The sequence below is a fragment of the Saccharothrix longispora genome, assembly GCF_030852425.1.
Lineage (GTDB): Bacteria > Actinomycetota > Actinomycetes > Mycobacteriales > Pseudonocardiaceae > Actinosynnema > Actinosynnema longispora.
The window spans coordinates 21,094-33,902 of the sequence record NZ_NSDM01000014.1; the positions used below are offsets into that span (position 1 = coordinate 21,094).

Consider the following 12,809-nt stretch of genomic DNA (forward strand, 5'->3'; position numbering starts at 1 on the left):
CGTCAGTCCAGGCAGAACTCGTTGCCCTCGGGGTCGGTCATCACGATGAAGCCGGCGCTCATCGGCGGGGCGGGCTCGTGGCGGGACACCCGCTTCGCGCCCAGCCCGACGAGCCGGTCGCACTCCGCCTCCAGCGCCGCCATCCGCGCGGCCCCCTGGAGCCCGGGGGCCGCGCGGACGTCGAGGTGGACCCGGTTCTTCGCGACCTTGTCCTCCGGCACCCGCTGGAAGAACACCCGCGGCCCGTGCCCCTCCGGGTCCTCGATGGCCGACTGCGCGTTGCGCTGCCCCTCCGGCACGCCGATCCGCGCGAGGAAGTCGTCCCACGCGGCCAGCGGGTCCGCACCCCCGGGCAGCTCCACCCCGGGCGGGGCGGGGTGGACGTAGCCCAGGGCGTCGCGCCAGAAGGACGACAGCGCCCTCGGGTCGTGGGCGTCGAAGGTGACCTGGACGTGGCGGCTCATCGCTGTGCTCCGTTCGTGGTGCTCGTCGCGTTCAGGTCGCCACGGTGCCACCCATCGCGGACAACCGCGGTCCGCGATCGCTCAGGGGCGGACCACCACCGGGATCGTCACCCGCACGGGCGAGCTGTGCCGCCGTCCGGTGTTGGCCACGTCGCGGTAGCCGCCGTCGGCCAGTCGGCGCTGGTAGACCACGGTGAGCCGGGCGGGGCGGTGCGCGGTGACCGTGACCTGGTCGCCCCGCACGACGACGGTGCCCGCGTCGGCGGGCCACAGCTCGGCGCGGACGCGGTTCTGCGGGTTCGCCAGGGCGAACCCGGCGCCGCGGGCGCCGGCCGCGTGGACCGCGGTGGTCGCGGAACCACCCGGGCGAACCCGCAGCACCCGGTCGTCGGCCCGCAGCCGCAGCGGCCCGACGCCGGACGGCAGCGGCTCGTCGGAGGTGGACGCGTCGATCGACAGGTCGTCGCCGAGGTGCAGGCGTGAGGTGTAGAGCGCCCGCGAGGACGTGGTCGACGGCCGTCCGTGGTGCACGTAGTACAGCTCCTCGCCGTCCGGCGAGCCGATGACGCTGCCGTGCCCGGTCGAGTACAGGCCCTTCGCCGGGTCCTGGGACAGCACCGGGTTCGCGGGGCTCTTGCGCCACGGGCCGAGCGGGCCGTCCGCCGTCGCGTAGCCGACGCCGTAGAACTCGTTCTCGTAGTTGTTGGCCGAGTAGGTCAGGTGGTAGCGGGGGTTGCCCTGCCCGTCCACGGTCCTGATCGTGGTCGAACCCTCGGCCCACCGGCGGTCCTTCTTCCCGCCGCCCGACCTCGCGTAGTCGTCGACGTGCGCGTTCTCCCACGCCTGCTCGTCGGAGCCGTAGGCGAGGACCGGGACGTAGCCGTCCTTGCGGGTGCCGGCCGGGTCGCCCGGCGCCAGGTTGGCGTCGCGGTAGGCGGGCGCGATGGTCGGCATGGTGCGGCCGGTGGGGTCGTGCCACCAGTCGCCGGTCAGCTCGACGGCGTAGATGTTGGACTCCTCGACGTACTTGCCGAGGTCGTCGTCCCACACCCAGTTCCGGTAGGCGTTGCGGGAGAAGTACAGGTACGTGCGACCGTCGGCGTCGAAGAACACGTTCGGGTCGATGTACGGGATGTACGTGCCGAGCGGGGCGGTCCGGCCCTCCGCCTGCGTGGCGGGCGGCTTCTTCTGCTCGGCGTCCATGATCAGGTTGACGTCGTGGTACGCCGGGTCGTACGGGTGGTAGTCGAGCGGCGCCTCGACGATGTCGTGGAACGGCCCCGCCGGCGAGCGCGACACGGCGACGCCCACCTTGCACGGCTCCTCGAAGTCCGCGTAGCGGAAGTGCTCGGCCACGCCGCGGTTCATCCTGGCCGCGTAGAACAGGAAGTACAGGCCGGTCGCCGGGTTGTGGTAGACCTCGGGCGCCCAGAACCAGTCGTGCGCCCAGTCCCCGTCCTGCCCGGCCCGCAGCGCGCCGCCGGGCAGGTGCTCCCAGGTGGCGAGGTCGGGCGAGCGGTAAACGGCGAAGTGGTAGCCGGGGTCGGCCCCCTCCGTGGAGTAGGCGTAGTAGTACCCGCTCGGGCGGTCGAACAGCACGTGCGGGTCGGCGCCGGGTGTGGTGGCGCCGTTGTGGTACGTCGCGTCGGTCGTCCGCACCGGGTGGGCCGGAGCCCGGTGGGCCGGAGCCTGACGGGTCGAAGCCGGGTGGGCGGGGTGGGCCGGGGCCGGCCCCTGGTCGGCCGAGGCCGGCGCGGGCACGGAGGACAGGGCCGCGATCGCGGCGACGAGCAGGGCGGTGCGTCGCATGTCCGCCATCCTGCTCGTCCCCGGCGGCGCCGGCGAGCCGGTCACCGCACCCCGGGCACCCGGCCGGAACGCGCTCAGCCCGCCAGTTCCTCCAGGCCGGGCCGGTCGAGCAGGTCGAGCCGCTGCGCGTCCGGCGGCCCGGAGCGCTTGACCAGGCCCTTGCGCTCCAGGTGCCCCATCGTCTTGCGCAGCCTCTCGGTCACCAGCGAGCCCTTGCCCTTGGCCGCGAACTCGCCCTTCTGCCCGGTGTCCAGGGTCGGCGCGACCACCCTCTTCCACTCGGCCAGCAGCGCGGAGCGCGGCACCGACGTCGCCTCGCCGGCCACCTCCAGGATGATCCCGGCCAGCACGCGCCCGAGGTCGTCCTGCCGGTCCCCGTGGCGCTTGACCAGGTCCTCCACCGACGTGCGCCCCTCGCCGTCGGGCGTGCCCGGCACGTCGAGCGCGGCGAGCCGCTCCCACAGCGCCAGGTCCGCCGCGGTGGGTTCGCCACCTCCGGCGAGCACGGCGGACCGGTGGGCGTCGACGGCGGACCCGAGGGCGAGCACCAGGTCCACCAGCTCGTCGCGGACGTCGTCACCGCGCAATCGCCGCACCGCCGCCGCGATCAGCCGGTGGTGCTCGCGCACCAGCGTCTCGAAGTGGGCCGTCTTGGTGGCCCGGGCGGCCTCCTCGGCCGCGTCGCGCTGGTACTCGGCCTGGGTGATCTCGCCGGCGGACGCCCGCGCCCGCGCGGTGGCGCGCTCGGCCGTGCGGTGCGTGCGCGTCGCCGCGATCCGGTCGAGCATCGCCCGCAGCACCCGGTCGGTCTGCTCGACGCGGGCGTCGGAGGCCAGCAGCCGCCACGTCTCCTCGTCGCGGCTGCGCAGCGCGAGGTTGATGAAGCGGTCGGCGGCCTGGTCGTCGTCGGGTTCGTAGGGAAGCGTCACGTGTCGATCCTCGGTAGTGGTGTGGACCCCCGCCGGGACAACCAGGGCCCGGGACAAGGGTGCAGGGCCGGTCCGCGCGCACCGGCCGCGGGGTGGGGTGCGCGGTGCGGTGCGGCGGGTGCTACGGCTCCGGCCGTTCCGCCCCCGGCGCCGGGGGCGGTCCCCGATACTCGACCCCACCCGCCAGCACCAGGGAGCGAGAACCGTGCAGCTCAACCTCTCGCGGGTAGCGGTCGCCCTCACCGCGGCCACCGCGACCCTGCTCGTCGTGCCGATCCGGTTCCTGGACGCGGATCAGTACCAGGCACTGGCCACTGGCGTGCAGGCGCTGGGCGTCACCGTCGCGCTGGTCTTCGGCGCCGGCACGCTCCTCGCGGACACCCACAGCCGCAAGGTCGACCGGGCGTTGGGCCTGCACGCCGAACTGACCGCGGGCGACGTGCAGGCCGCCCGGGTCCGCCTGCTCGTCCGCCTCCAGGGGACCCGCGCCGAGGGCGGCGTCCGGCCCGTCACGCTCGACCGGCTGCGCACCGACGACGGGTTCGCCGCCTACGCCGCCCCGGAGCGCGGCAGGCCTCTCCGGGACGCCAACGTGGTGCTGCGGTACTTCGAGCGCGTCAACGCGGCACGGGTGGCGGGAGTCGTCGACCTCCCGCTGCTGCACGAGCTGATCGGCGTCCACGTCCTCTGGTGGGACCGGGCGATCGCCCGCGACGAGGGCGAGCCCCTGCGCGGCGGCCTGGCGGAACTGGCCGCGTGGGTCGACCGGCACAGCCGCACCAAGGCCCGGGACGCGCACTACCTGACGAGTTGGGCGAGGTACCTGGGCCGCGACTTCGGCGAACCGACCGGCGACCCCGCCGCGCTGCCGTGAGCCGACCGGGGCCCGCGCACGAGACCCCGGGACACGACCAGCCCGGCGCCGGTACCGCCGACGCCGGGCTGGTCACTTCCGCCGTGCTGGGCCGAAGCCCGGTTCTCAGCCGAAGTTCACGTCACTGCACCACATGTACGCCTGGTCGAGGTGCGAGGCCTGCCAGATCGTGAACACGACGTGGTGCCCCCGGTAGGAGCCGTTGGTCTGGACGTTGAACTTGATGTCCTTGGCCGGGGCGAACCTGCCGGTCGTGGTGACGAGGTCCAGGTTGCCCCAACCGAGGCTCTGGGTGGTCGGGTCGAAGCCCTGCTTGCTGACGTAGACCCGGAAGTAGTCGGCACCGTGGCTGGCCTGGTCGTACAGGTGCATCTGGAAGCTGCTGCCGACGCTGGTGGTCCGCCACCTGCCGGGGGTGTTCAGGGCGTTGTTGCGCGACAGGGCGTTGCTGCACAGCTGCCCGTTGGGGGTCGCGCCCTGGAAGTTCCCCCGGAGCCCGTCCCGCAGCGCGCTCATCCAGTTCCACATGGTGTCGGCGTTGGCCTGGAAAGCCTGGTAGCACATGGGGTCCTGCTGCTGCATGGCAGGGTTCGTGTGCTGGCTGCCCCAGGCTTGCCAACACTGGTAGGCGCGGGTGGCGGGACCGACGATGGTGCCGTGTGCCGAGGCCGTCGGCACCGTGATGAACAGACCGACCACCGTGCTGGCGATCAGCGCGATGATGCCCCGCCTGGCGACGGACCTGGAGGTACTGCGCATACGCATGGAATGAGCCTCCACTCTTCGGGTGATTGAGCGGCGGTGATCAATTCTGGGAGCGCTCCCAGATGAATCGCAAGCGTATCCGTCACTGAACGAAACTTCAACGAAACATTGAGTGATGGTTGCGATCCGTGCCGGACCACCCGCGGACGACCTCCCTCACGGGCCCGTTGACCTGCCCGTACCCGGAACGCGGGTCGGCGCGGCGACACCGGCCGCCGCGCCGACCCGTGGCTCAGGCGGGTGCCGCACCGGGCAGCGCGACGCGCCGCAGCGCCGGCAGGGACCTGCCCAGCAGGTACCCGAGCACCCCGCCCAGCGCGTTCGCGAGGAGGTCGTTGACGTCGACGCTGCGCCCGCTCCCCGCGACGACGTAGACCAGCAGCTGCGCCACCTCGATCGACGCGCTGAACGCCAGCGACCACACCGCCACCCGCCCCGCGCCCGCCGCCCGCGCCGACACCAGCGGCAGCAGCACGCCGAACGGCACCGGCATCAGCACGTTCAGCGCGAACGACGGCAGGTCCGCGGTGAGCAGCGGGACCCAGTTGACCTGCGTGTACCAGGCCGCCCGGTCGGCGTACGCGCCCCACTGCACGTCGACGGGGAACAGCGTGAAGTGCACGACCCCCGCGACGTACGCCCCGACCACCGCCCGGAGCACCAGGTGGCGCCCCGTCCACCCCGGCCGGCCGCGCACCGCGCGCGTCACGAGCACCGCGCCCCACAGCGCGAGCGCGGGAACGAGCACGTACCACGACTCGATCCCGACACCCGCGTAACCGACGTCATCCCACACCTGCGACACCTCCTGGTCGGATCGGCGCCAGCGTGCGCCGGGGCGCGCCACCCGGGCCTCCCCCCTCCGACAGGTCCCACCCGCCCGCCTCCTCCTTTCGGCAGACCTCCTCCCGAGGGATTCGGCGACCGCGCCCCGGTCCCTACGCTGGCCGGGTGCGGTCCTTCCTCCGAGCGGTGGTCCCCCGGCTGGCCGCCGCGTGCGCGCTCGCCGCCCTGGGCCTGGTCGACCTGTGGCTGGGCGAGTTCAGCGGTCAGGGCGGTGCGCGCCTGCCGTGGGCGGTGGCGGCGGTGGCGGTGGCCCTGTGCGCCGACCGGCCCGGCCCGCGAGGTCTGCCCGTGCTCGCGGTGGCGCAGGCCGCGGGCGCGGTCGGCGCGTGGTGGTCGACCAGGCACGACCAGACGGCGGGGATGCCCTTCACCCTGTCCGCCACCGCAGCCCTGCTGGGCGTGCTCGGCCTGCTGACGTGGCGCGGGGACCCCCGGTGGACCGCCGTCACCGCGCCGGTCCTGGCGGTGTCCGTCCTGGTGCAGCCACTGCGGGGCGACGGGGACGACCTGCGCACGGCGGTGGGTGTGCTGGTGCTGGCGCTCGGCGTCGCGCTCGCCGCGACAGCCGGCCTCGCGGCACGCCTGACCGCCGCCGCCCGGAACCGGCAGCTGGAGCGCGCCCGCGCCGCCCAGCGCGCCGAGTTCGCCCGCGACCTGCACGACTTCGTGGCCCACCACGTCACCGGGATCGTGGTGCACGCCCAGGGCGCGGCGGCCGTCGCCGGCCGCAACCCCGAGCTGGTGCTGCCCGCCCTCCGGGAGATCGAGCGGGCGGGCACCGAGGCGGTCGACGCCATGCGCCGCGCGGTGGGCCTGCTGCGCGACGCCGACGACGACCAGGCGCCCGGCCTCGGCGAGGTGCCGGCCCTGGTGGAACGCTTCCGCCGCACGTCGGGCCTCCCCGGTGGACTGGACCTGCGGGGCCCGTTCGCCGACGTGCACCCCACCGCCTCCACGGCGGCCTACCGCGTGGTGATGGAGGCGCTGACCAACGCGCGCGAGCACGCGCGCGGCGCCACCGCCGTCGACGTGGCGCTCCACCGCACCGGCAACGACGTCGAGATCCGCGTGACCGACGACGGCCGGCCCGTTCCCGGTGGGCCCGTTCCGGGCAGGCCCGGCGGCTTCGGCCTGCGCGGCCTGCGCGAACGCGTCACCGCGGCGGGTGGCACCCTGTCCGCGGGTCCGGCCCCGCACGGCGGCTGGGTGGTCGAGGCCGACCTGCCGGTCGGGGCCGGGGAGGAAGCGTGACGACCACCGTCCTCATCGCCGACGACCAGGCGATGGTCCGCACCGGCTTCCGCATGATCCTGTCCGCCGAACCGGACATCGAGGTGGTGGGCGAGGCCGTCGACGGCGTGGAGGCCGTGGCCATGGCGCGCGACCTGGCGCCGGACGTGGTGCTGATGGACATCCGGATGCCCCGCCTGGACGGCCTGGGGGCGCTGCGCCGGATCAGCGGCCCGAAGGTCGTCGTGGTCACCACGTTCGACGACGACGACCACGTGCGCGAAGCCCTGCGCCACGGGGCGTCCGGTTTCGTGCTGAAGACCTCCGGCGCGACCCTCCTGGTGGAGGCGATCCGGGCCGCCGCCTCGGGCGAGGCCCTGGTGAGCCCGGCGATCACCGTGCGCCTGCTCCGGGAACTGGCGGGCCGCCGCCGGGAACCCCGCGCCGTGCCGCTGTCACCGAGGGAGCTGGACGTGGTCCTCCTGGTGGCGCGCGGGCACACGAACGCCGAGGTCGCGCACACCCTGCACGTCACGGTCGGCACGGTCAAGACGCACCTGGCGGCGGTCCAGGCGAAGCTGGGCGCCCGCAACCGCGTCGAGATCGCCGCCTGGGCGTGGGAGTCGGGCCTCCTCGACGCCCGGGACTGACCCGGCGGACGGGCCCGTCGGGGCTCGGTTCGACGGTTCGCGAAGCCCACGGGCCGATAACGACCGCAAATGCCTCTGTTGACAGAGGCATTCGTCTGCCCGGAAGATGGACCGACCAGTCCGGGACTGATCGGTCCACTAAAGGTGGGTCGACGTCCCACACGAGCGGAGCTGATCATGACCGAGCCGTCCCCAGCGGCCTCGCCACCCATTTCCCACGACCCGAAACCGCCGGTCGGCACGACAGTGGTGAAGAACCTGCCGCTGCTGCTGGCGGTCGTCTGCGCGGTCCAGTTCCTCGACGCGATGGACATCGCGTCCATGGGCCCGGCCCTCCCCCTGGTCCAGGACGACCTGGCCATGTCGCCCGCGGCGCTCCAGTGGGTGGTCAGCGCCTACGCGCTCGGCTTCGGCGGGTTCCTGCTCCTGGGCGGCCGGCTCGCGGACGTCTACAACCGCAAGAAGCTGCTCATCGGCTGGCTGGTCGTGTTCATCGTGGCCAGCCTCGTCGGCGGGTTCGCCGACAACGGCCTCCTGCTGGTCGTCGCGCGCCTGGCCAAGGGCATCAGCGCCGGCATCACCGCACCGGTCGCCATGGCCGTGCTCCTGGACGCCTTCCGCGAACCGAGCGCCCGCAACCGGGCGCTGGGCACGTTCCTCGCGGTCGCGTCGGCCGGGTACTCGCTGGGCCTGGTGCTCGGCGGCCTGCTGTCCAGCATCTCGTGGCGGCTGACCATGTTCATGCCGGCCCTGGTCGGCCTCATCGTCGCCGTGCTCGCGGGCGCCGTGATCCCCGGCCGCCAGGAGGCGTCGCAGCGTCAGCGCATGGACGTGCTCGGCGCGGTCCTGGTGACCGCGGGCGCCGTCGCCCTGGTGTACGGGCTCAGCCGCGCCGCCACCAACGGGTGGGGGGACTGGGTCACCCTCGCCTCGCTCGCCGCCGCGGTCGTGCTGTTCCCGCTGTTCGCCGCGGTCGAGCGCAACCACCCCGCACCGCTGATCCCGCTGGGCATCTTCCGGCGGCCCCAGCTGACCCGGGCGAACGTCTGCATGCTGTTCTTCGGCGCCTACGTCGCGTTCCAGTTCGTGCTCACCCTGTACTACCAGGTCGAGCTGGGCTGGTCGCCGCTCCAGGCGGGTCTCGCGTTCCTGGTGGGTGGCGTGCTCACGGCGGGCACCGCCCGCTACGGCGCGGTCCTGGTGACCAAGCACGGCGCGTGGCCGATCGCGTCCATCGGCCTGATCATGATGTGCGTCGGCTACCTGGCATGGGTGCTGCTGATCGGCACCGTCGACCCGCTGATCCTGCTGGCGGTCCAGCAGTTGCTCGGTGGTCTCGGCTTCGCCGCGGTCTACCCGGCGCTCAACATCGCCGCCGTCGGCAACGCCGCCGAGAACGAGCAGGGCCTCGCGTCCGGCCTGTTCAACGCGGGCGCGCAGATCGGCAACGGCGTCGTGGTCGCGATCACCGCCACCGTCCTCACGGTGGTCACGACCAGCGCGGTGGGCAGCTACCGGGCGGGCCTGTGGGTCGTGACCATCACGACGATCGCCGTCACGCTGCTGGCCCTCGCGGGTGCGGTCACCTACCGCAAGAAGGCGGCCGCCTGAGCCACGCCTCCACACGGAGGACTCCCTGCCGCGTAGTGCGAACAACCCCTCCCCGGTGGAGCACCCACCACGGTTCGCACTACGCGGCTCTTCCACGTCCACGGCCGCGGAAGGGACGAGCACGGGGCCGGCGCCGATGCCCGTCGCGCACGGCAGCCGCGACCCGCGGCACGCGGCCACCGCCGACCGGGTCCGCGCCCTGCGCCCCGGGACCGCGGGCGGCGCCCGCGGTCGCGGACTTCGACCAGCCCGGCACGCGGGAGTGCGTGGACGCCGTGGCCGCCGGCGGGACCGCGGAGGTCGTCGCCGTGCCGCTGCCGCCGACCCGCGCGTCCCGCGCCGAGGTCGACCTGCCCGCGCTGCTGCGCGACCACGCGCCCGAGGGGGTGGTGGTCCGCCGGTCCGCCGTCCTCGGCCCGTCCTACCCGCCCGTGCGCGCCCTGGAGCGCAGGCTCGCCGAGGCGGACGGGCGGCGGGTCGACCGGGCGTCGACCGCCCCGGAGGCGGTCGCGGTGATCCGGCCCGTCGCGCGGGTGCGGGCGGAGGCAGGGTGGCGCGCGGTGCTGCCCGCGTTCGCCACCGGCTCCTCCCCCTCGGCTCCTCCCCCACCGGCGTCCCCTCACCGGAGGACGCCGTCCGGGCGTTGCGCGCGGACGGCGTGCGGCAGGTGGCGGTGGCCCGCCGCGTGATCTGCCCGGGACGGCTGTCCACCGCATCGAGCGGGGCGCGGCGGACGCGGACGTCGTGGCGGCCGAGCCGGGCGACGCGCCGGAGCCGGTGCGGCTGGTGCCCGACCGCTACGGGGCTACGACGCGGTCCCGCCACCGGGGCGCCGGAACCACGTCGTCCGGCAGTTCTCCCCTTCCTGGAGCAGACCGCGGTTCCGCAGCACCACCCGTTCCAGGGGGCAGAAGATGAGCAGGTCGATGGCGATGCCGACGACCAGGATCAGGATGATGGCCAGGAAGATGCCGGCCATGTCGGCGTTGTTGCGGCCGTTGTCCAGCAGCTGGCCGAGACCGACGCCCAGGTCGGGCGAGGAGGCGATGATCTCCGCCGCCATCAGCGAGCGCCACGAGAACGCCCAGCCCTGCTTGAGCCCGGCCACGTAGGCGGGCAGCGCGGCGGGCAGCACGACGTGCCGGATGCTGTGGACGCCCCGGATGCCGATCGCCCGGCCCGCGCGCAGGTACAGCGGCGGGATCTGGTCGATGCCCGCGATCAGGCCGTTGGCGACCGACGGCACCGCGCCCAGGAGGATCACCGCGTACATCATGGTGTCGTTGAGCCCGAGCCAGATCACCGCGGGCGGCACCCACGCGATGGAGGGCAGCGACTGGAGCCCGGACAGCACCGGTCTGACCGCCGAGCGGATCAGCGCCACCCGCGCGACCAGCAGCCCCAGCGGGGTGCCGATGGCCAGCGCCAGCAGGAAACCGGACAGGCCGCGGGACACGCTGGTCCAGCCGATGTGCAGCAGCTCGCCGCGCAGCCACAGCTCCCGCGCGCTGGCCCAGACGTCCAGCGGCGCGGGCAGCTTGTAGTCGTCGGTGACCCGCGCCCAGACCAGGACCTGCCAGACGAGCAGGATCAGCAGGAGCGCCAGCACGGGCGGGAACACCTTGCGCCGCAGCACGTCGCCCAGCGGTGCCCGCCGCGCGGTCCGCGACTCCAGCGCGTCCAGCCCCGCCTCCAGGCGGGCCAGGTCGTCGACGCCGCCCCCGTCCCGGTGGTCAGTTCCTGCCATGCCGTCGGATCTCACTGCGCAGCACCTCGGTTATCTCGACCGACAGGCTCGCCACCGCGGGGTCCTCGCCGCGACGCGGGTGGGGGATGTCGACGCGCCACTCGCGGGCGATCCGACCGGGGCGGGAGGACATCAGCACCACCCGCTGGGCCAGTCGCACCGCCTCGCGCACGTTGTGCGTCACGAACAGCACGGACAGCCCGGTCTCCCGCCAGAGGCGGGTCAGCTCCTCGTGCAGCACGTCCCGGGTGATCGCGTCCAGCGCGGCGAACGGCTCGTCCATCAGCAGCAGGCGGCAGTCCTGCGCCAGCGCGCGGGCGAGCGCGACGCGCTGCCGCATCCCGCCCGACAGCTCGTGCACCCTCTTGCCGTGCGCGCCCGTGAGCCGGACGACCTCCAGCAGGCGCTCCGCCTCGGCCCGGCGCTCCGCCTTGCCCAGCCCGCGCAGCCGCAGCACCAGCTCGATGTTGCGGCCCGCGGTGAGCCACGGGAACAGCGCGTGCTCCTGGAACATCAGCGCGGTCCGGTCGCCGCCGGTGTCGATGGTCCCGGCCGAGGGCCGGTCCAGCCCCGCGATCAGGTTGAGCAGGGTGGACTTGCCGCAGCCGGACGCGCCGAGCAGCGTGACGAACTGACCCGCTTCGACGTCCAGGTCGACGCCGTCCAGCACGGCGGTCGTCCCGTCGCCTGTGCGGAAGGACTTCGACACGTTCCGCACCCGGACCTGGTACGCCGGGGGCGCGGGGGCGGGCGGTGCGCCGGTGGCCGCCGGACGCGGCTTCGCCGAGGTCACTTCGCCCCCAGGCCGGAGTCGGTGACCGCGGGTCTGCCCGCGGCCCGCAGGACGTCGTTGAGCAGGCTCAGGTCGTACAGGCCGCGCAGGTCCGGCGGCTCGATCAGGCCGACGGCCGCGGCGTGCCCGGCCTGGGTCTCCAGGGTCGAGGCCAGCGGGTCGTCGGTGAACTCGACGGATTCCCAGGCGCGGTCGATCACCTCGGTGGGCAGCGCCTTGCCGGTCAGCCGCCGCAGCGCGCCGTTGACCGACTCCTTGGCCCGCCCCGGGTTGGCGTTGATCCACGCGTTGGCCGCGACGGAGCCGCGCAGCACGGCGGCCACGACGTCCCGGTGCTCGGCGAGGAAGCGCTGCGACACCACGACGTTCGTGGTGGCGAACTCCCCGTCCGGCCACAGGTCCGACTCCTCCAGCAGCACCTTGCCGCCCTCGGCCACCAGCTTCGCCGCGGTCGGCTCCGGCACCCACGCGCCGTCGATCGCGCCCGTCCGGTAGGCGCTGGGCGTCTCCGCGTTGTCGGTGCGCACCACCGAGACGTCGCCCCGGCCGCTGCGCGCGTCGACCCGCAGCCCCTGTTCGGCGAGCCAGGTGAGCAGGGCGACGTCCTGGGTGTTGCCGAGCTGCGGCGAGGCGATCCTCCTGCCCCTGAGGTCCTGCGCGGACGCGATCTCCGGGCGGACCACCAGCCGCACCCCGCCGGACGCGGAGCCCGAGATCACCCGCAGGTTCTCGCCGCCCGCCCGCGCGTAGCCGTTGACGATCGGCGACGGGCCGATCCAGCCGATGTCGACGGCGTTCGCGTTCAGCGCCTCGATCAGCGACGGCCCGGCGTTGAACACCACGTCCGCCACCCCGGTGCCGCCCAGCTCCTTGGCGAAGAACCCGTCGCGCACGCCGACCAGCGGGGTCGCGTGGGTGACGTTGGGCAGGTGGCCGATGCGGACCTCGTCGACGGACAGCTTCGGACCGCTCGCCGCGACCGGGGCGGGATCGGCGTCCCGCAGGGAGCCGTAGCCGCAGCCGGCCAGCACCAGCGCGGCGAGCACCACGGCGACGTGCCGGGCGCGGGCCGCCAGGGCGGTGACCGCCAT

13 protein-coding genes are annotated in these 12,809 nt (G+C 74.2%); 5 read left to right on the top strand and 8 right to left on the bottom strand.

All coding sequences use genetic code 11. The features are described 5' to 3' along the window. Window positions 1-2: 2 nt before the first annotated feature. The 3 genes from CKY47_RS28810 to CKY47_RS28820 form a co-directional block, all read right to left on the bottom strand. Entirely contained in the window at window positions 3-464 is a 462-nt protein-coding gene (locus CKY47_RS28810) for a VOC family protein (protein WP_306749462.1), read from the bottom strand. Window positions 465-545: 81 nt separating this feature from the next. Continuing rightward, window positions 546-2,273, bottom strand: a complete 1,728-nt coding sequence (locus CKY47_RS28815) for a family 43 glycosylhydrolase (RefSeq protein ID WP_306749463.1) — start codon at window positions 2,271-2,273, stop codon at window positions 546-548. Between the two features lie 74 nt (window positions 2,274-2,347). Continuing rightward, window positions 2,348-3,202 (bottom strand): hypothetical protein, encoded by an 855-nt coding sequence (locus CKY47_RS28820; RefSeq protein ID WP_306749464.1) that lies wholly within the window; start codon window positions 3,200-3,202, stop codon window positions 2,348-2,350. 205 nt (window positions 3,203-3,407) lie between these two features. On the opposite strand from CKY47_RS28820, the gene CKY47_RS28825 reads away from it, so the two are divergent. Then, entirely contained in the window at window positions 3,408-4,076 is a 669-nt protein-coding gene (locus CKY47_RS28825) for a hypothetical protein (RefSeq protein WP_306749465.1), read from the top strand. A 105-nt stretch (window positions 4,077-4,181) separates the two neighbouring features. Here the strand turns inward: CKY47_RS28825 and CKY47_RS28830 are convergent, their stop codons facing one another. Together CKY47_RS28830 and CKY47_RS28835 are read right to left on the bottom strand one after the other, a co-directional pair. Further along, complete coding sequence (locus tag CKY47_RS28830; protein WP_306749466.1) at window positions 4,182-4,841, bottom strand: lytic polysaccharide monooxygenase auxiliary activity family 9 protein; 660 nt, start codon at window positions 4,839-4,841, stop codon at window positions 4,182-4,184. 232 nt (window positions 4,842-5,073) lie between these two features. Next, window positions 5,074-5,637, bottom strand: a complete 564-nt coding sequence (locus CKY47_RS28835) for a VanZ family protein (protein WP_306749467.1) — start codon at window positions 5,635-5,637, stop codon at window positions 5,074-5,076. A 155-nt stretch (window positions 5,638-5,792) separates the two neighbouring features. Between CKY47_RS28835 and CKY47_RS28840 the strand changes: the two genes are divergently transcribed. From CKY47_RS28840 to CKY47_RS28855, 4 genes are all read left to right on the top strand, one after another. Then, on the top strand, window positions 5,793-6,938 hold the full coding sequence (locus CKY47_RS28840) for a sensor histidine kinase (RefSeq protein ID WP_306749468.1): 1,146 nt from the start codon (window positions 5,793-5,795) through the stop codon (window positions 6,936-6,938). Next, complete coding sequence (locus CKY47_RS28845) at window positions 6,935-7,567, top strand: response regulator (protein WP_306749469.1); 633 nt, start codon at window positions 6,935-6,937, stop codon at window positions 7,565-7,567. Before CKY47_RS28840 ends, CKY47_RS28845 begins: the two co-directional genes overlap by 4 nt. A gap of 177 nt (window positions 7,568-7,744) precedes the next feature. Then, window positions 7,745-9,178, top strand: coding sequence for an MFS transporter (locus tag CKY47_RS28850; protein ID WP_306749470.1), 1,434 nt, complete (start codon window positions 7,745-7,747; stop codon window positions 9,176-9,178). A 266-nt stretch (window positions 9,179-9,444) separates the two neighbouring features. Continuing rightward, complete coding sequence (locus CKY47_RS28855; RefSeq protein ID WP_306749471.1) at window positions 9,445-9,867, top strand: sirohydrochlorin chelatase family protein; 423 nt, start codon at window positions 9,445-9,447, stop codon at window positions 9,865-9,867. 116 nt (window positions 9,868-9,983) lie between these two features. Here the strand turns inward: CKY47_RS28855 and CKY47_RS28860 are convergent, their stop codons facing one another. From CKY47_RS28860 to CKY47_RS28870, 3 genes are all read right to left on the bottom strand, one after another. After that, a complete protein-coding gene (locus CKY47_RS28860) occupies window positions 9,984-10,925 on the bottom strand; it encodes an ABC transporter permease (RefSeq protein ID WP_306749472.1) in 942 nt (313 codons plus the stop codon). Continuing rightward, entirely contained in the window at window positions 10,912-11,634 is a 723-nt protein-coding gene (locus CKY47_RS28865) for an ABC transporter ATP-binding protein (protein ID WP_306749473.1), read from the bottom strand. Before CKY47_RS28865 ends, CKY47_RS28860 begins: the two co-directional genes overlap by 14 nt. Window positions 11,635-11,714: 80 nt before the next feature. After that, complete coding sequence (locus CKY47_RS28870) at window positions 11,715-12,809, bottom strand: ABC transporter substrate-binding protein (RefSeq protein WP_306749474.1); 1,095 nt, start codon at window positions 12,807-12,809, stop codon at window positions 11,715-11,717.

Bases quoted from the DNA above. Each gene is read 5' to 3' on its own strand.
- CKY47_RS28810 (WP_306749462.1), bottom strand. From the start codon at position 464: ATGAGCCGCCACGTCCAGGTCACCTTCGACGCCCACGACCCGAGGGCG.
- CKY47_RS28815 (WP_306749463.1), bottom strand. From the start codon at position 2,273: ATGCGACGCACCGCCCTGCTCGTCGCCGCGATCGCGGCCCTGTCCTCC.
- CKY47_RS28830 (WP_306749466.1), bottom strand. From the start codon at position 4,841: ATGCGTATGCGCAGTACCTCCAGGTCCGTCGCCAGGCGGGGCATCATC.
- CKY47_RS28850 (WP_306749470.1), top strand. From the start codon at position 7,745: ATGACCGAGCCGTCCCCAGCGGCCTCGCCACCCATTTCCCACGACCCG.
- CKY47_RS28860 (WP_306749472.1), bottom strand. From the start codon at position 10,925: ATGGCAGGAACTGACCACCGGGACGGGGGCGGCGTCGACGACCTGGCC.
- CKY47_RS28870 (WP_306749474.1), bottom strand. From the start codon at position 12,809: ATGGCGGTCACCGCCCTGGCGGCCCGCGCCCGGCACGTCGCCGTGGTG.